Source organism: Mesorhizobium sp. B1-1-8 (assembly GCF_006442795.2).
In the GTDB taxonomy this organism is placed as follows: Bacteria; Pseudomonadota; Alphaproteobacteria; order Rhizobiales; family Rhizobiaceae; genus Mesorhizobium.
Genome location: NZ_CP083956.1, coordinates 3,591,988 through 3,607,094 on the forward strand (window position 1 = coordinate 3,591,988; position 15,107 = coordinate 3,607,094).

The window sequence follows — 15,107 nt, forward strand, 5'->3', positions numbered from 1 at the left end:
GTTCTAACCGTTCGAAATCTCGATAAGCTTGTCGAGCACCGCAACCGCCCGGCCGCTGTCGATGGCTTGCGCCGCCGCCGCGATGCCGTCGGCAAGCGTCGTCGCCTTGCCGGCCACCACAAGACCGGCGCCGGCATTCATCAGCACCGTGTCGCGATAGGCGCCGGCGGCACCGCTCAGCATATCGCGCAGCGCCCTGGCGTTGTAGGCCGCGTCGCCGCCGCGAAGCTCGTCTTTCTTGTAGCGCTTCAGACCGACCGCTTCCGGCGTCAGCGTGAAGCTGCGGATCTCGCCGCCGGCAAGCTCCGCAACCTGCGTCTCGCCGGTGGTGGTGATCTCGTCATAGCCATCACCGTGGACGACCCAGGCGTGATCGGCGCCGAGCGCCTTCAGCGTCTCGGCCACCGGCATGATCCACTCCGGCAGGAAGACGCCGACCATCTGGCGGCTGACGCCGGCCGGGTTCGACAATGGTCCGAGCAGGTTGAAGATGGTGCGCGTGCCGAGCTCGACGCGAGTCGGCCCGACATGCTTCATCGCCGGATGATGCGCCGGCGCGAACATGAAGCCGACGCCTGCCTCGTGGATGCAGCGGCCGATCGTCTCCGGCGGAATATCGATTTTGACGCCGAGCGCCATCAGCACGTCGGCGGCGCCGGTCAGCGACGACAGGCCGCGATTGCCATGCTTGGCGACCGGAACGCCGGCGGCGGCGATGACGAAGGCGGACCCGGTCGAGATGTTGACCGAGTGCGAATTGTCGCCGCCAGTGCCGACAATGTCGATGGCGCCGTGCGGCGCCTCGACGCGCAGCATCTTGGCCCGCATCGTAGCGACAGCGCCGGAAATCTCGCTCACCGTCTCGCCGCGCACGCGCAGCGCCATCAGGAAGCCGCCGATCTGGCCCGGCGTGGCGTCGCCCGACATGATGATGTCGAAGGCCTCGCGCGCTTCCTCGAAGGACAGCGCGCTGCCGCCGGCAACCTTGGCTATGTGTATCTTCAGTGCGCTCATCTGGTTTGTGCTTGGGCAACGGCGGTCGGGTCGATGCGGACGTCATACTGCGACTGCAGCTGCGCCACCAGTTGGTCGAGCAGGTCGTCGGACATGCCGGCGCCGAAAGATTTCTGCGCATCGTCCGGCACCGAGCTGGCATCGGCGCCGGCCGGCTCGAAGACCTCGGCGACTTTGAAGAGGATCTGTCCATCGCCGGTGGGCGAGGGGATCAGTCCGGTGCCGCCTTCGCCGACGCCGAACATGGCCGCAGCGCCTTCCTTGCCGAAATCGGCATCGTCGGCCTCACGCTTCAGGCCGCGCTTGGTCTGCTTCTCGAGCTTCAGCTCGCCGGCGATGACGTCGAGGGTCGCGCCAGCCTTGAGGCGCTTCTCCAGCTCCTGGGCCTTGGCGTCGAGCCGCTTGTCGGTTTCGGCAGCCGTCCAGTCGGCGACCACCTTCTGGCGAACTTCGTCCAGCGTGCGGTCGCGCGCCGGCGTGATCGATGCGACTTCATAGAAGACGAAGCCGTTGTCAGCGGTGGTCAGGGCTTCATTCTCGGTGTTGGGTTCGGCCGCGAACACCGACTTGATGAGGTCGGCAGATTCCGGCAGATCCTTGACGATGCTGCCGTCCGGCCGCTGACCGGTGCGGTCTATCGCATCGACGGTGACGACCTTGAGCTTCAGCTTGTCGGCCGCCTGCGCCAGCGAGCTGCCCGAGGCGCGGGTGTCCTCATAACTGTCGTGGACGTCGAGCAGGACGCGGCTTGCTTCGCCGAGCGCCAGATCCTTGCGGATCTGGTCGGACACTTCCGAAAGGGGCTTGACGACTTGCGGCTTGATGTCGGTGACGCGCAAAAGCACCGGACCGAACGTGCCTTGAACCACCGGGCTCACCTCATTGACATTGAGCGAGAAGGCCGCGTCCGCCACCGCTTTGTCGGCGATCTTGTCCTTGGCCAGCGTGCCGAGCAGCGTGTCGGCCTGCGTCTTGCCTTCGGCCGTGACGATCTTGTCGAAGGTGGCGCCGGTCTTCAGCGAATCGTAAGCCGCTTTCGCCGCATCCGGCGTCTTGAACACCAGCTGCTCGATCGTGCGCATTTCAGGCGTGGTGTAACGCGCCTTGTTCTTATTGTAGTCGTCGGCAACCTGCTGGTCGGTGATCGCGGTCGGATCCATGATGTCCCGCGGCTCCAGCCGGACATAGGAGAATTTGCGGTATTCCGGCGCGGCGTAGTTTTTCTTGTTGGCTTCGAAATACGCCTTCAAAGCACTGTCCGATGGTGCCTCGATCGGCTGCACCAATGTCTTCGGCAGGACGAGATAGTCGATCGTGCGGTCCTCGCCGCGATAGAGCGCGACCGCCTTCAGGAAGGTCTGCGGCACTTTCAGGCCATCGGATACCGCCTCGACGATCTGCTGGCGCACCGCCACCTGCGAGCGGTTCTTGAGATAGTCTTCCGGCCGCATGTTGACCTGTCGCAGCAGATATTCGAATGTCCTGCGGTCGAATTGGCCGCTCGGGCCCTTGAAGGCCGGATCCTCGCGCGTCAATTCGGCCAGCCTGTCCTTAGAAAGGCCCAGTCCGAGCTTGCGGGCCTGCTCGTCAAGCACGGCGCCCGATACCAGCTGCGCCAGCACCTGGTTGTCGAGGCCGAGCAGCTTGGCCTGCTCATGCGTGATGCGCTGGCCGTATTGCTGCGACAAAGCGTTGATCTGGCGCTCGTAGGCGAGACGGTATTCGTTGATCGAAACCTCCGTGCCGCCCGCGGTGATCACCGCATGGTGGCCGGCCAGCACACCACCCACCATCCGGGTAGTGATGCCCCAGGCGGCAAAACTTATCACCAGCAGGGACAGCAACGCCTTCGCGACCCAGGTGCCCGCCGCGCTTCTCAATATACCAAGCATACTTACTTCCGATTTATGCGCATTTTCGCATGCGCGGAGTCTGAAACAAGCGCAATAGCGCCCTTCCGACCGACTGTCGATTGCTTTGTGGGCTGATTTTGGTAGTGAGGGCGCTGCCTTATGTCGCCTGGAGAACCCGATCCCATGACCCCTGGAATCCGCCCCCTCGTTGCCGGCAACTGGAAAATGAACGGCACCAGCGCCTCGCTCAACGAGCTCAGGATGATCGGCAACGGCTTCATGAGCGGGCTCGACGCGGAAACGGAAGCAGTGGTCTGCGTGCCGGCGACCCTGCTTCAACGCGCCGCCGAAATCCTGTCGCGCACGCCGGTGCGGGCAGGTGGCGAGGATTGCCACACCAAGGAGAGCGGCGCCTATACCGGCTGCATTTCGGCCGAGATGCTGAAGGACGCCGGCGCCAGTCTTGTCATCGTCGGCCATTCCGAGCGCCGCGAGCAGGGCAGCGAGGACGACGCCACCGTCAATGCCAAGGCCTCCGCCGCGTGGCGGGCGGGCCTTATCGCCATCATCTGCATCGGCGAGACGGCAGCCGAGCGTGAGGCCGGCACGACGCTCGAAGTGTTGGCGCGCCAGCTCGCCGGCTCGGTTCCGCCGAGCGCAACGCCCGCCAACGCCATCATCGCCTATGAGCCGGTCTGGGCCATCGGCACCGGCCTGACGCCGACCGCCGCGGACGTCGCTGAGGCGCATGCGCATATCCGCGCCAAGCTTGGCGAGCTGCTCGGCGATGCGGCGGGCAAGATGCGCATCCTCTATGGCGGCTCGGTCAAGCCGTCCAATGCGGCCGAATTGCTCCGCGTCGACAATGTCGACGGCGCGCTGGTCGGCGGCGCCAGCCTGAAGGCGGCCGACTTCCTCGCCATCGCCGAGGCCTACCTGCACGTCGCATAGGTGGGGCGACCGCCGGACACGGCCGAAATCGTTGCATTGGCGGTATTGCTTCCCATATTCCGGCCTCGGGCTTGGAAATGCCGCCAAAGCATTGTAAGGAGCCGCCTCCAAATCACCGGTCGTAAGCGCTGACGCGCAAGGCCTCGCCAGGATAAATTATGGAAACCGTACTGATCGTCGTCCACCTCATGGTCGTGCTCGCCCTTGTCGGCGTGGTGCTGCTGCAGCGCTCCGAAGGCGGCGGTCTCGGCATCGGCGGCGGTTCCGGTTTCATGACGGCGCGTGGCGCCGCCAACGCGCTGACCCGCGCGACGGCGATCCTGGCGGCGGCTTTCTTCGTGACGTCTCTCGGTCTGTCCATCATCGCCCGCTACGGCGAAAAGCCGATCGATATCCTCGACCGCGCTCCGGCGTCGACCTCGAACAATGCCGGCAAGGGCGTGCTTAACCAGCTGCCTGGCGCCAACGGTCCGGTCGCTCCGGGCGGCAGCACGGCACCTGCCGCTCCGGCCGGCAGCACGACGACCACGACACCGCTTGCCAATGGCGGCTCGACGACGGCTCCGGCCACCGCGCCGGCCGCGCCGGCACCCGCGAATCCGACCGCGCCGCCGGCCACGAACGGCGTCACCTTGCCGGTCACCCCGCAGGTTCCAAACCAATAGCCGGGCAAGCATCGGGCCGCGACCTGTTGTCGTTTGAACACAGTCGCGGCAAATGCCGCTTGATCACGAAGATTCAACCGGGCCTTGCGCGCAGCTTGGCTTGAGCGGCTCATGGCTAATCGATTATAGGTTGCGCGCGGCACATTTCGGCGTCCTTGGGGGGCGCCGGGCGACGCCGTGGGCAACAAGCATTGAACGATCGGATCTTCGCCATGCAGCTTCGCAGCTTCATTATTCTGGGATTCTGCGCCGTCCTCGGCACGGCTTCCGCGGCCTTTGCCTCACCGGCAAACGTGGCCGCCTCACCGTCGGTTGAGAAGACCGACGCTATTCCCGTCGCCGCCAGGAGCGACGCCTCGCAGCTGAAGCTTCTCAAGAAGAAGAAAAACCCGAGCGCAGACGACCTCGCCCAGATCGGCAAGCTCGAAGCCAAGATCGCGGCCGAAAAGGAAGCCGCCAAGGACAAGGCGCTGGAAGCCCGCAAGCTGGCGATGCGCGAGGCGGCCAAGGCCAAGGCAGAGGCCGCCCGTCAGGAATGGCTTGCCAGGAAGGGCTCGGCGCCGGATGCCGAAATGGCCGACGCCAAGCCGGTGAAGAAAACCACCAAGATCATCGGGCCGCTCGAACCCTTGGCGCCGCTCGCGCCGATCCAGTCCGCGGAACCGATCCCGGCCGAGGCGATGAACGTCGCAGCCAACGGCAACAATGGGGAATTGCGCAGCGAGGCTCCCGGCCAGAAGCAGACCAGCGGCGGGCTGTTCGCCGGCCTGTTCGGCGGCCAGTCAGTGACCTCGATCAATTATTTGCCCGAGACCCGCGCCCTCGATTCGGCGCTCGCCCAGAAGGCGGCCAAGAAGCCGTTCAAGGTGAAGCCTGAGTTCGTGCCGCAGGATGTCGCCTTCTCGGGCTACGAACCGGGCACCATCGTGATCGACACCAGCGCGCGCCGCCTCTATCTCGTCGAGAGCTATTCGACCGCCCGCCGCTATGCCATCGCTGTCGGCCGCGAAGGCCTGCAGTTCAAGGGCACCGTGGCGGTCGGCGACAAGCAGGAATGGCCGCGCTGGATCCCGACGCTCGACATGCAGAAGCGCGAGCCGAAGCACTATGGCCAGTACAAGGACGGCATGCCCGGAGGCGGCGAGAACCCGCTCGGCGCGCGCGCCATCTACCTCTATGACGGCAAGAAGGACACGCATCTGCGCATCCACGGCACGATTGCGCCGCAGTCGATCGGAACCAGCGCCTCCAATGGCTGCTTCCGCATGATCAACGAGCATGTCATGGACCTCTACAGCCGGGTCAGGATTGGCACCAAGGTTGTCATCATATAACAACCAGTCGTCATCATCTGGCGCGTTCCACTATTCTGCCGAAAGGGCCGGCCTCGCCGGCCCTTTCGTTTTGACTGCTGCAGCACCCCCCGGGCACCGGCGCCATTTTGGGAAAAAGCCCTCGCGGCGGTTTTTTCTCTGGCGGAATCAATCAGGCCGCGTTAAGCGATGAATCCCATGGCGCGATATGTATTCATCACAGGCGGCGTGGTTTCCTCACTCGGAAAAGGCATCGCCGCAGCAGCTCTTGGGGCTCTTCTGCAGGCGCGAGGCTATCGCGCGCGGATCAAAAAGCTCGATCCCTACCTCAATGTCGACCCCGGGACGATGTCGCCCTACCAGCATGGCGAAGTCTTCGTCACCGATGACGGCGCCGAGACCGATCTCGATCTCGGCCATTACGAGCGCTTCACCGGGCGCTCGGCCAACCAGCAGGACAACATCACCACCGGCCGCATCTACAAGAACATCATCGAGCGCGAGCGGCGCGGCGATTATCTTGGGGCCACCGTGCAGGTGATCCCGCACGTCACTGACGAGATCAAGCACTTCGTTCTCGACGGCAATGACGACTACGACTTCGTGCTGTGCGAGATTGGCGGCACCGTCGGCGACATCGAGGCGATGCCTTTCCTGGAAGCGATCCGCCAGCTCGGCAACGACCTGCCGCGCAACAACGCCGTCTATGTGCATCTGACGCTGATGCCTTACATCCCGACGGCGGGCGAATTGAAGACCAAGCCGACGCAGCATTCGGTCAAGGAATTGCGCGGCATCGGCATCGCGCCCGATATCCTGCTGGTGCGCGCCGACAGGCCTATCCCCAAGGAGGAGCGGCGAAAGCTTTCACTGTTCTGCAACGTGCGCGAAAGCGCTGTCATCCAGGCGCTCGACGTGCCGCACATCTATGACGTGCCGATGGCCTATCACAGGGAAGGGCTCGATTCGGAAGTGCTGGCGGCGTTCGGCATCGACCCGGCGCCGAAGCCGCGCATGGAGCCCTGGCAGGCGCTGTCCAACCACATCCACAATCCGGAAGGCGAGGTGACCATCGCCATCGTTGGCAAATATACCGGCCTGAAAGACGCCTATAAATCGCTGATCGAAGCGCTCTCGCATGGCGGCATCGCGAACCGTGTCAAGGTCAAGCTCGACTGGATCGAGAGCGAGATTTTCGAGAAGGAAGACCCGACGCCGTGGCTGGAAAAGGTGCACGGCATCCTCGTTCCCGGCGGCTTCGGCGAGCGCGGCTCGGAAGGCAAGATCCTGGCCGCGAAGTTCGCGCGTGAGCGGAAAGTGCCTTATTTCGGCATCTGCTTCGGCATGCAGATGGCTTGCATCGAGGCGGCGCGCTCGCTCGCCGGCGTCGAGCATGCCTCATCGACCGAGTTCGGTCCGACAGACGAACCGGTCGTCGGGCTGATGACGGAATGGCTGAAGGGCAATATGCTGGAGAAGCGCAGGGCGAGCGGCGATCTCGGCGGCACCATGCGGCTCGGCGCCTATCAGGCGGACCTCGCCAAGGGTTCCAAGATCGCCGAGATTTACGGCGACACGCAGATCTCGGAGCGCCACCGCCACCGCTACGAGGTCAATGTCGACTACAAGCAGAAGCTCGAGGATTGCGGGCTGGTCTTTGCCGGTATGTCGCCCGACGGGGTGCTGCCGGAAACGATCGAATATCCGGACCATCCCTGGTTCATCGGCGTGCAGTATCACCCGGAGCTGAAAAGCCGGCCGCTTGATCCGCATCCGCTGTTCGCCAGCTTCATCGAGGCGGCGGTGGAGCAGTCGCGCCTGGTGTAGCCCCAAAAGCGGGAGCGCGGCGCATGCAAACCTATGTCGCGCTGCTCTACAGCATCGGTCTCGGCGAAGGGCGACGTCTCGTGATGTCCGATCTCAAGGCGATGGCGGAGGGCCTGGGCCTCAAGAATGCCCGCACGTTGGTGGCGACCGGCAATCTGGTTTTCGAGGCTCGGGCGAGCAAGCTTCCTTCTCTTGAGCAGCGGCTGGAGGTCGCTTTCGAAAAGACCTTCGGCCGCCATGTCGACATCATCGTGCGCCGCGCCGAGGACTGGCTGAAGCTTGCCGCCGGCAATCCGTTCCCGGGCCAGTCCGCGGATGCTGGCGACCAGGTGGCGGTGCGGGTGATGCGCGCGCCAGTGCCGGCAGATGCCATCACGGCGCTCAGGGCCTATGCGGCCGAGGACGAGCTGGTGCAACTGGTCGACGGCGATATCTGGCTTGTCTTTTCGCGCGAGCGGCCGAGCTCGCGACTGCTCGCCGCCGCCAATCACAAGCGCTTCGGCGTCGGCACGTCGCGCAACTGGAACACGGTGCGCAAATTGGCCGAGATGGTCAGCCCATAGACGCCCCAACAGGACGGCAGCCAGCTGGTGAAGTTGGGCAGGATCGAGGAGAAGATCGCGCCGATACTTCAGCAGCAATGATGCTGGCCGGCAGCACTCGACTGCCGCTCTGCCTGTTTTGGCGGACAGGGATGATCGCCGTAAGAGCAAAATACGCAGCAATCACCCGGTAGAGGCTTGAGGAGAGTTTTGCAGCTTTCGCATTCGTAGAAATGCTGGCAGGCATCAGTGGGCATGGTCTCGGTTCTGCGATGGCCGCAGGCGGGACAGGTGATGGTGCTGGTAAGCTCCATCATTGCGCATTCACCAATGCCGCTGCATAGCCAGCGTTGGTCGAAGCATCGGCGATCGCCCCGGTGCTCGTCTTGCCGTCGTCGAAGACAACCGTTGCAGTCTTGGCACCGACATCGGTTGAAACCGAGACAATGCCGTCGAGGCGCCTGATCGCGGTCGCAACGGTGATCGGGCAAAGCGGACAGACCATGTCTGGAACTGAGAATGTGGCGGTGCGCTGGGCTGCGAGGGCGGGCACGGTGGCCAGGAACGGGACAATGATTGCAATGGCGATGCGCATGGTGGGATCTCCTACAAATTGAGCTGCCCGAAGACATCGACTGCGGCCGCCGACGCTGCAATGAGGCTCGCTGCCAACAGGATGAATCGGGTGGAACGGCGATAAAGAGGACTGGCGCAAAGAGAGCCCGCAACGCACGTGGCCTCATTGCGGCGGTAGCGCCAGAATCCGAAACCAATCGAGACGGCTGCGAGCGTGAGGAAGTATGGCTGGTAAGGCGCCAGCGCGGTGAGGCGCGCGATCCAGGCGCCGCTGATCCCCGCGAGAGCCAAGGCGAGGGGAAGGACGCAGCAGGCGGAAGCGAGTAGACCTGCCGAGAGTCCGCCAAGAGCGAGCGACAAAGCGGCCCGCGATTTCGCCAAGTCGCCGATAGGCAGTGGTCCGCTCATTGGGGCCGCTCCAGGCGATTCGGCACGAACAGGTGGATGACGCCGCCCAACAACACAATCAACGATCCGGTGCCTAGGTTGAACATCAGAATCTCGACGCTGGCGTCGAGCGGGTGGAACAAGGTGAGCGCAGCCGCCGTGATCCCGGCGACGGAAAGGCTTGCCGCGAAGATCACCGGCGCCGGGTCGAAAAGAGCGGCATGGCGAAGCATGAGGGCCAAGGCGAGCGACAAGGGCAGGCTGGTCAGCACCAACGTCGCAATGCAGGAAGCCGTCTCCCCAGGAGGCGCGCCGCCGGGAACCAGCGGGGTCCAGAAGCTCAGGCACTGATAACCGATCGAGAAAAGCCATGCGGCAAGTGCCGGAACGGGCAGCCACAGCCAGTGACGCGAGCGGCCGGGAACGCTGACGAGGAATGCCGCGACCGCGGCGAGAATGCCGGTGAAGACGGCCCCCGCGAGGCTGAGGGCGAAGCGGATCTCGGCCAGGCGAACGAGCAGGCCCGGCCGCCAGCCATGGGCAATGGCGATCATGCCGAGGATCAGAGCGGCGAGGACCAGGAAGCCGGCGGCGCGCAATAGCGGCGGACGGAGCCGCCTGACCGGCCTCAGATTGGCGGCAAGCGCAGAGATGAGATCATCCGTGGGGATCATGTTTCACTCCCGCCGGAGAAGAAACTCCGAAGACGCCGGATGGCGCGGTGGGTGGCGACTTTGAGCGCTGCCACGCTCATACCGCTCGCCGCCGAGGCTTCCTTCAGCGACAGTCCTTCGATCTTTGTAAGCCGTAGGGCTTCACGCTGGCCGGAGGGAAGATGGTCGAGGGCCGCGGCGATCTCATGCATCTGTGTCATGTGTTCAAGGTTCGCGGGCGGTTCCGCAAAGGTTTCGTGGGTAGGTTCAAATGCCGTTTCCAAGGCCTGGCGGCGACCTTGGCGGCGCAGACGGTCGATCAGCCTGCGTTTGGCAATTGCCGTGAGCCAGGGGCCGAACGGCCGCGCCGGGTCATAGGTCGCACGCACGGCGTGCACGGTCAGCAGTATATCCTGCACCGCATCCTCGACATCGCTGAGATTGCGATGACAGCGCGCCGCGTGGGCGCGCAGGTATGGTGTAATGCTCGCGAGGAGCCGCCGGTAGGCGTCGGCATCGCCGTCCTGGGCCCTTGCCATGAGGATTGACCAATCCACCTCCCGCACCTGCGGAATGGGAGCAGATCCCCCCCTCACAAGCTTCAGCACAGGAGGGGTGGTCATTGCCGACGCGCCTCCGAAGCAAATCGTCGCGCGACCAGCCGATCAACGGAAATGGGCCCTGCGCCAAGGGCAATGATGGAGATCGCCATGGCGGCCCAGGGCAGATGGAAGTTGGCCCAGCCGTCGGGCACCACAAGCTGGATGACACCGGTCATGACGAGCATCGCCAACGCCGCAAAGCGGGTAGCGAGGCCCAGAACCAGCAGCACCGGCAAAGTGATTTCGGCGGTCGCGACCAGATAGGCCACGGCATCGGGCATGGGGAACCCATACTCGGCACCGAAGATGTGCAGCTTGAACTCCTCTTCGAACAGATAGATGGTGCTGTCCGAGAGCTGCAGGAATCCGTCCCAGCGGGTGAGGCCGGAGCGGAAAAACGGCACCGCGAGCGCTGCTCGCAGAAACAGCGGCGCCAAGGCCATGGCGATTGTGGAAAGCCACGTCGTCAGCGTACGAATCAGGTTCGGAGCCGACATCATGATGGCTCGTCTCCGGTCTCCGGTTCGAGGCTCCAACCGATGAAAGCGCCGGCTTCAATCAGTCCGGCCAACATCGTCCTGAGATCGAAGTGCTGTGTAGCTTCGAGTACGGCGATCGTCGCGGCCACCACTGGCTTACCGGCGCCCAGGGTCCTGATGAGGGCCGCAGCTCCCACCGGCAGCTGGCGCACGACGACTTCCGTGCCTGGGCGGATGATGAGAGCATCCTCACCACCAGCCTGGAGATCGACAGCGGCGGGCTCGCCGCCGGCAATGTTCATGCGCCAGATAGTGAGGGCGGGAAACTGCGATTGCGTCACCCGGAGTGAAGGATGGAGCGCCAGCCGGACCTGGCCCAGGCAGTCCTTATCGATGGCAAGGAGATCATTCGCCGAAAGCGGCTCCGCATCAGCCGCGTGATACGCCTCGATCCAGGCGCGCTCGATCCTCGCCACGTCGGGGAGGTAGGGGAGTGTCGCCGCGGGCTCGAACCCAGCGATGAATTCGGGGAGGCCTGCACCATAGTCCAGCATGATGGGACGCCGTGGTGGATGGGCGGTTACGAATTGCCCCGTCATCGCGCGGAAGAATTCATCCCCGACGATGCGATGAACCGCCGGATAATTTTCCTTCAGTGTCTCAATGAGGCCGGCCACGACATTGTTGCGATAGACCGCGAAGCGGCGCGGACTTGGCAAGCCGTCGGGTCCCACGAGGCCTCGCGGCGTGGCGCGAGCAGCGTCAAACAAGGCCAGCGCGAATTCCTGTTGCTGTTCAGCCAGTCCTTGCAAGTCGCATCTCCTGTCCCGGCGCGTGAGACTTCATATACGCTTCGGCCCGCATGGCCTCGGCATGCAGTTCACTCCATGATGGTAAATCGGCATCCCATTCGATCAGCGTCGGCATGGGACCGAGTTTGCCGATCGCGTACGCATAGAGCGCCCAAACCGACGGGTCGACCGGCCGGCTATGGGTATCGATGAGCAGCGGCCTCTGTTTCTCGTCGGTTTCCGGCGTGAAGCCGGCAAGATGTATTTCCTGAACGGCGCCGAGCGGGTAGGCATCGATATAGCCGAAGGGATCCCACCGCTGATTGGTCGAAGCGACGTGGACGTTGCTCACATCGAGCAGCAGTCCGCAGCCGGTGCGCCGTTGCACCTCGGCGATGAAATCAGGCTCGGCATAGGTGCTTTCGGCAAAGGCGATATAGGTGGAAGGATTCTCAAGTAGCATCTGGCGGCCAAGTGTCTCCTGCACCTCGTCGATGTGCGAGGCGATGCGCCGTAGCGTTTCCACCGTGTAGGGCACCGGCAGGAGATCGTTCAGAAAGGCATCGCTATGACTCGACCATGCAAGGTGCTCGGAGAAAAGGCCTGGCTGATAGCGGGCGATCAGGTCTTTCAGGCGCCTCAAATGGTCTTGGTCGAGAGGCTTGGCCGCGCCGATCGACAGACCGACGCCGTGCAACGACAGAGGATAATGCTCACGCACCGCCGTGAGGTACCGGTGCGGTGGTCCGCCCGCTCCCATGTAGTTTTCGGCATGGACCTCGAAAAAGCCGATGTCCGGTCCGGTTTCCAGGATCTCGCGGTAGTGCTGCGGCTTAAGTCCCACTCCGGCGCGCGGAGGAATGTTCATGGTCAAGCTCCCGGAAGGCAATGGAAAGGGCGGATGGCGATGCCACCCGCCGCGGTTCCTGAGATTCAGCCGATCGGCTTTAGTGAACCATGGCCATTAGGCGTGGTCATGGCAGTGCAGGTCCCCTTCGCCACCAGCTTGAAGGCATTGCCCTGGTAGTCCTTGGTGGACGTGCCCGCGCAGGTGGTTCCAGCGCCCGCGTAGCAGTCGTTGTGGCCCTTCAGCGCCACGCCGAAACACTTCTCCATCTTGCCGGATGCGACCTCCTTCTTGGTCATTTTCTGCATCTTCATCATTTCTGCCTCGCTCATCGCGGCTGATGCGGAACCAATGGCGGCGGCGCCAATGGCTGCGGCGAAGGCACTGGCGACGGCGGCGGATATGAGGCGGTTTGACATGCTTTTCCTCCAATGGTCGTTGTTGCACGAACCCTTCTCCCCCAGCGATGCCGGAAGCCGCAGGTTCTTCTGGAAGTTCGCGGCAGCGCCGGCGGAGGTTACGGCGGTTTAGACCATCACGGTTCACGAATCTGTGTAGTGCCGCAGTCGGGCTCGTTACGTGGGATGATTCGTGCTGGCTGTGCGCGAGATGCGCGAGCCCGTTCCCGCTGAGTTCTTCACGGCCTGAAGCCAATGTCGGCGAGGATGAAAAGCTGCAGGCAGTCGGCGGCGATATTTGGATTCTTTTCTCTCGCGCGCCACCCAATTTGCGGCTGCTTGCGGTGACCAATTACAATGGGCATCGGCACCTCGCGCAACTGGAACACCGTGCGCAGGCTGGCCGAGATGGTAGGGGAATAGGGGAATAGGGAATAGGGGAATAGGGGAATAGGGGAATAGGGGAATAGGGGAATAGGGGAATAGGGGAATAGGGGAATAGGGGAATAGGGGAATAGGGGAATAGGGAATAGGGGAATAGGGGAATAGGGGAATAGGGGACCCAATTCCCTACTCCCTTACTGCCCTACTCCCTTACTCCCCTATCTACTCCCTATTGTCAGGCCTTCGCCATCCTGGCGCCTGCGCCGAGCGCCATGGTACGCAGCACGTAATAGACCGCGCCGGCGATTGCCACGCCGAAGAACCAGCCGTAGACGCCCCACCAGGACGGCAGCCAGTTGGTGAAGTTGGGCAGGATCGAGGAGAAGATCGCGCCGATGCCGGCGGCGATGAAGGCGTTGATATGCCAGCCGCCCTGGAAGCGGAACTCGCCATTCTCCCTATAGAGCGCCTCGACATCGACCTCGCTTTTGCGGATCAGATAGTAGTCGACCATCATCACCCCGAAGATCGGCCCCATCGTCGCGCCGATGATGTTGACGAAAGAGGCGGCACTGCCTTCCCACGGTGCGAAAGGATAGAGCACCAGCGCGATCAGCGCCGCGATATAGCCGCCTTTCTTGAAGTCGATCTGGCGCGGAAAGACGTTGGAAAAGTCGAAGGCCGGCGAGACGAAATTCGCCACCACATTGATGCCGAGCGTCGCCACCGCGAAGGTCAGCGCCGCAAGGGCCGCCAGGAACCAGCTGTCGAATTTGGCCGAGATCTGGTCGGGATGCAGCAGCACCTCGTGATAGACGTCGTAGGCGGCAATGGTGGTGACGCCGGCGACCAGCGAAAACAGGATCAGGTTGACCGGCAGGCCCCAGATATTGCCCTTGCGCAGCGACGCCTTGTCCGGCGCGTAACGGGCGAAGTCGCAGAAGTTGAGATAAAGCGCCGAGAAATAGGTCACCCAGATTGCCGCCACCGCAAACAGCGCGGTCCACGATCCAGGCTCGCCGGGCACGCCCGCGTCCTTTGTCTTGTCGAGCAAGACATCCATCGGGATGTCGCTGGTGAACGCGAAAGTGCCCGACTTGATGCCGAGGTAGATTGCCAGGATCAGCATCATCACCCACACGGCGGGGCCGGCCCAGTCCTGGAAGCGGCGCACCGTCTCCATGCCTTTCTGGATGATCAGCAACTGCAGCGCCCAGATGACGACGAAACAGATCACCTCAAGGGTGGAATGGCCGAGAAAATGCGAGCCCTTGTTGAACTCGTCGAACCATTGCAGCCGCGTCAAAAGCGCCACGATGGCGCCGGAGGCAGCGGCCGTCTGCGCGCCGTACCAGAAGCAGGCGACGATCGCCCGCACCAGCGCCGGAATGTTGGCGCCCCAGATGCCGAAGGAAGCGCGGGCAAGCACGGGGTAGGGCACGCCGGTCTTGACCCCGGCATAGCCGACCATGTTCATCAGCGCGTAGATGATCAGCGAACCGATGCCGATGGCGATGATGAAGTTGACGAAGCCGCCACAGAACAGAAACAGACTTGCGGCGAGATAATAGCCCCAGAGGCTGTGGACGTCGGAGGTCCAGACGTTGAAGATGGAAAACGGTCCCCAGTTCCTGACCGTTGCCGGAGCCAGATCCTCGTTATAGAGGTCAGGCGATGCGCCTTGGATGGTCATTGCAAGTGTTCCCCTTTTTGCAAAACGCGCCCTCACGCGTTAACAGTGGAGGGTAAGCCTGACGCAGGGGAACCGGCAAGCAATCCATTTGCCGGCTTTGGCCTTAAAGACATTCAATGAGAATCGCCCTTA

At 63.3% G+C, this 15,107-nt stretch carries 17 protein-coding genes; 5 read left to right on the forward strand and 12 right to left on the reverse strand.

Annotated elements, in window-relative coordinates:
* Positions 1 to 3: 3 nt before the first annotated feature.
* Both trpD and FJ974_RS17430 read right to left on the reverse strand, forming a co-directional pair.
* A complete protein-coding gene (gene trpD / locus FJ974_RS17425) occupies positions 4 to 1,014 on the reverse strand; it encodes an anthranilate phosphoribosyltransferase (protein ID WP_140531869.1) in 1,011 nt (336 codons plus the stop codon).
* On the reverse strand, positions 1,011 to 2,906 hold the full coding sequence (locus FJ974_RS17430; protein ID WP_140531867.1) for a peptidyl-prolyl cis-trans isomerase: 1,896 nt from the start codon (positions 2,904 to 2,906) through the stop codon (positions 1,011 to 1,013). The genes trpD and FJ974_RS17430 overlap by 4 nt, the downstream gene beginning before the upstream one ends.
* A 144-nt stretch (positions 2,907 to 3,050) precedes the next feature.
* Here FJ974_RS17430 and tpiA point away from each other — a divergent pair, with 144 nt between their 5' ends.
* The 5 genes from tpiA (at position 3,051) to FJ974_RS17455 (ending at position 8,186) form a co-directional block, all read left to right on the forward strand.
* Positions 3,051 to 3,818 carry a triose-phosphate isomerase gene (tpiA, locus tag FJ974_RS17435; RefSeq protein ID WP_140531865.1) on the forward strand — a complete coding sequence of 256 codons (768 nt, stop codon included), beginning with the start codon at positions 3,051 to 3,053 and terminating at the stop codon, positions 3,816 to 3,818.
* A gap of 158 nt (positions 3,819 to 3,976) precedes the next feature.
* Complete coding sequence (secG, locus tag FJ974_RS17440) at positions 3,977 to 4,483, forward strand: preprotein translocase subunit SecG (RefSeq protein WP_140531863.1); 507 nt, start codon at positions 3,977 to 3,979, stop codon at positions 4,481 to 4,483.
* Positions 4,484 to 4,695: 212 nt separating this feature from the next.
* The gene (locus tag FJ974_RS17445) at positions 4,696 to 5,817 is read left to right on the forward strand and encodes a L,D-transpeptidase (RefSeq protein ID WP_140531861.1); all 1,122 of its coding nucleotides are present in this window, start codon (positions 4,696 to 4,698) and stop codon (positions 5,815 to 5,817) included.
* A gap of 168 nt (positions 5,818 to 5,985) precedes the next feature.
* A complete protein-coding gene (locus FJ974_RS17450; RefSeq protein ID WP_140531859.1) occupies positions 5,986 to 7,623 on the forward strand; it encodes a CTP synthase in 1,638 nt (545 codons plus the stop codon).
* Between the two features lie 23 nt (positions 7,624 to 7,646).
* A complete protein-coding gene (locus FJ974_RS17455; RefSeq protein ID WP_140531857.1) occupies positions 7,647 to 8,186 on the forward strand; it encodes a DUF1697 domain-containing protein in 540 nt (179 codons plus the stop codon).
* 68 nt (positions 8,187 to 8,254) lie between these two features.
* Here the strand turns inward: FJ974_RS17455 and FJ974_RS17460 are convergent, their stop codons facing one another.
* The 10 genes from FJ974_RS17460 to FJ974_RS17505 all read right to left on the reverse strand — a co-directional run bounded on the left by FJ974_RS17460 (position 8,255) and on the right by FJ974_RS17505 (position 14,975).
* Positions 8,255 to 8,479 carry a GDCCVxC domain-containing (seleno)protein gene (locus FJ974_RS17460; protein WP_226891626.1) on the reverse strand — a complete coding sequence of 75 codons (225 nt, stop codon included), beginning with the start codon at positions 8,477 to 8,479 and terminating at the stop codon, positions 8,255 to 8,257.
* Positions 8,479 to 8,760 carry a cation transporter gene (locus FJ974_RS17465; protein WP_140531853.1) on the reverse strand — a complete coding sequence of 94 codons (282 nt, stop codon included), beginning with the start codon at positions 8,758 to 8,760 and terminating at the stop codon, positions 8,479 to 8,481. The genes FJ974_RS17460 and FJ974_RS17465 overlap by 1 nt, the downstream gene beginning before the upstream one ends.
* Positions 8,761 to 8,771: 11 nt before the next feature.
* Positions 8,772 to 9,149, reverse strand: coding sequence for a mercuric transporter MerT family protein (locus FJ974_RS17470; protein WP_140531851.1), 378 nt, complete (start codon positions 9,147 to 9,149; stop codon positions 8,772 to 8,774).
* On the reverse strand, positions 9,146 to 9,727 hold the full coding sequence (locus FJ974_RS17475) for an NrsF family protein (protein WP_319023039.1): 582 nt from the start codon (positions 9,725 to 9,727) through the stop codon (positions 9,146 to 9,148). Before FJ974_RS17475 ends, FJ974_RS17470 begins: the two co-directional genes overlap by 4 nt.
* 71 nt (positions 9,728 to 9,798) lie before the next feature.
* Entirely contained in the window at positions 9,799 to 10,404 is a 606-nt protein-coding gene (locus tag FJ974_RS17480; RefSeq protein ID WP_140531847.1) for a sigma-70 family RNA polymerase sigma factor, read from the reverse strand.
* Positions 10,401 to 10,883, reverse strand: a complete 483-nt coding sequence (locus FJ974_RS17485; protein WP_140531845.1) for a DoxX family protein — start codon at positions 10,881 to 10,883, stop codon at positions 10,401 to 10,403. Before FJ974_RS17485 ends, FJ974_RS17480 begins: the two co-directional genes overlap by 4 nt.
* Entirely contained in the window at positions 10,880 to 11,674 is a 795-nt protein-coding gene (locus FJ974_RS17490) for a DUF2063 domain-containing protein (RefSeq protein WP_140531843.1), read from the reverse strand. The genes FJ974_RS17485 and FJ974_RS17490 overlap by 4 nt, the downstream gene beginning before the upstream one ends.
* A complete protein-coding gene (locus FJ974_RS17495) occupies positions 11,658 to 12,521 on the reverse strand; it encodes a DUF692 domain-containing protein (RefSeq protein WP_140532046.1) in 864 nt (287 codons plus the stop codon). Before FJ974_RS17495 ends, FJ974_RS17490 begins: the two co-directional genes overlap by 17 nt.
* Before the next feature lie 65 nt (positions 12,522 to 12,586).
* A complete protein-coding gene (locus FJ974_RS17500; protein ID WP_140531841.1) occupies positions 12,587 to 12,919 on the reverse strand; it encodes a DUF2282 domain-containing protein in 333 nt (110 codons plus the stop codon).
* A 598-nt stretch (positions 12,920 to 13,517) separates the two neighbouring features.
* Positions 13,518 to 14,975, reverse strand: coding sequence for an NCS1 family nucleobase:cation symporter-1 (locus FJ974_RS17505; RefSeq protein ID WP_140534994.1), 1,458 nt, complete (start codon positions 14,973 to 14,975; stop codon positions 13,518 to 13,520).
* Between the last annotated feature and the right edge of the window lie 132 nt (positions 14,976 to 15,107).

Bases quoted from the DNA above. Each gene is read 5' to 3' on its own strand.
- FJ974_RS17465 (WP_140531853.1), bottom strand. From the start codon at position 8,760: ATGCGCATCGCCATTGCAATCATTGTCCCGTTCCTGGCCACCGTGCCC.
- FJ974_RS17445 (WP_140531861.1), top strand. From the start codon at position 4,696: ATGCAGCTTCGCAGCTTCATTATTCTGGGATTCTGCGCCGTCCTCGGC.
- FJ974_RS17470 (WP_140531851.1), bottom strand. From the start codon at position 9,149: ATGAGCGGACCACTGCCTATCGGCGACTTGGCGAAATCGCGGGCCGCT.
- FJ974_RS17495 (WP_140532046.1), bottom strand. From the start codon at position 12,521: ATGAACATTCCTCCGCGCGCCGGAGTGGGACTTAAGCCGCAGCACTAC.
- secG (WP_140531863.1), top strand. From the start codon at position 3,977: ATGGAAACCGTACTGATCGTCGTCCACCTCATGGTCGTGCTCGCCCTT.
- trpD (WP_140531869.1), bottom strand. From the start codon at position 1,014: ATGAGCGCACTGAAGATACACATAGCCAAGGTTGCCGGCGGCAGCGCG.
- FJ974_RS17430 (WP_140531867.1), bottom strand. From the start codon at position 2,906: ATGCTTGGTATATTGAGAAGCGCGGCGGGCACCTGGGTCGCGAAGGCG.
- FJ974_RS17455 (WP_140531857.1), top strand. From the start codon at position 7,647: ATGCAAACCTATGTCGCGCTGCTCTACAGCATCGGTCTCGGCGAAGGG.
- FJ974_RS17485 (WP_140531845.1), bottom strand. From the start codon at position 10,883: ATGATGTCGGCTCCGAACCTGATTCGTACGCTGACGACGTGGCTTTCC.
- FJ974_RS17450 (WP_140531859.1), top strand. From the start codon at position 5,986: ATGAATCCCATGGCGCGATATGTATTCATCACAGGCGGCGTGGTTTCC.
- FJ974_RS17480 (WP_140531847.1), bottom strand. From the start codon at position 10,404: ATGACCACCCCTCCTGTGCTGAAGCTTGTGAGGGGGGGATCTGCTCCC.
- FJ974_RS17505 (WP_140534994.1), bottom strand. From the start codon at position 14,975: ATGACCATCCAAGGCGCATCGCCTGACCTCTATAACGAGGATCTGGCT.
- tpiA (WP_140531865.1), top strand. From the start codon at position 3,051: ATGACCCCTGGAATCCGCCCCCTCGTTGCCGGCAACTGGAAAATGAAC.
- FJ974_RS17460 (WP_226891626.1), bottom strand. From the start codon at position 8,479: ATGGAGCTTACCAGCACCATCACCTGTCCCGCCTGCGGCCATCGCAGA.
- FJ974_RS17500 (WP_140531841.1), bottom strand. From the start codon at position 12,919: ATGTCAAACCGCCTCATATCCGCCGCCGTCGCCAGTGCCTTCGCCGCA.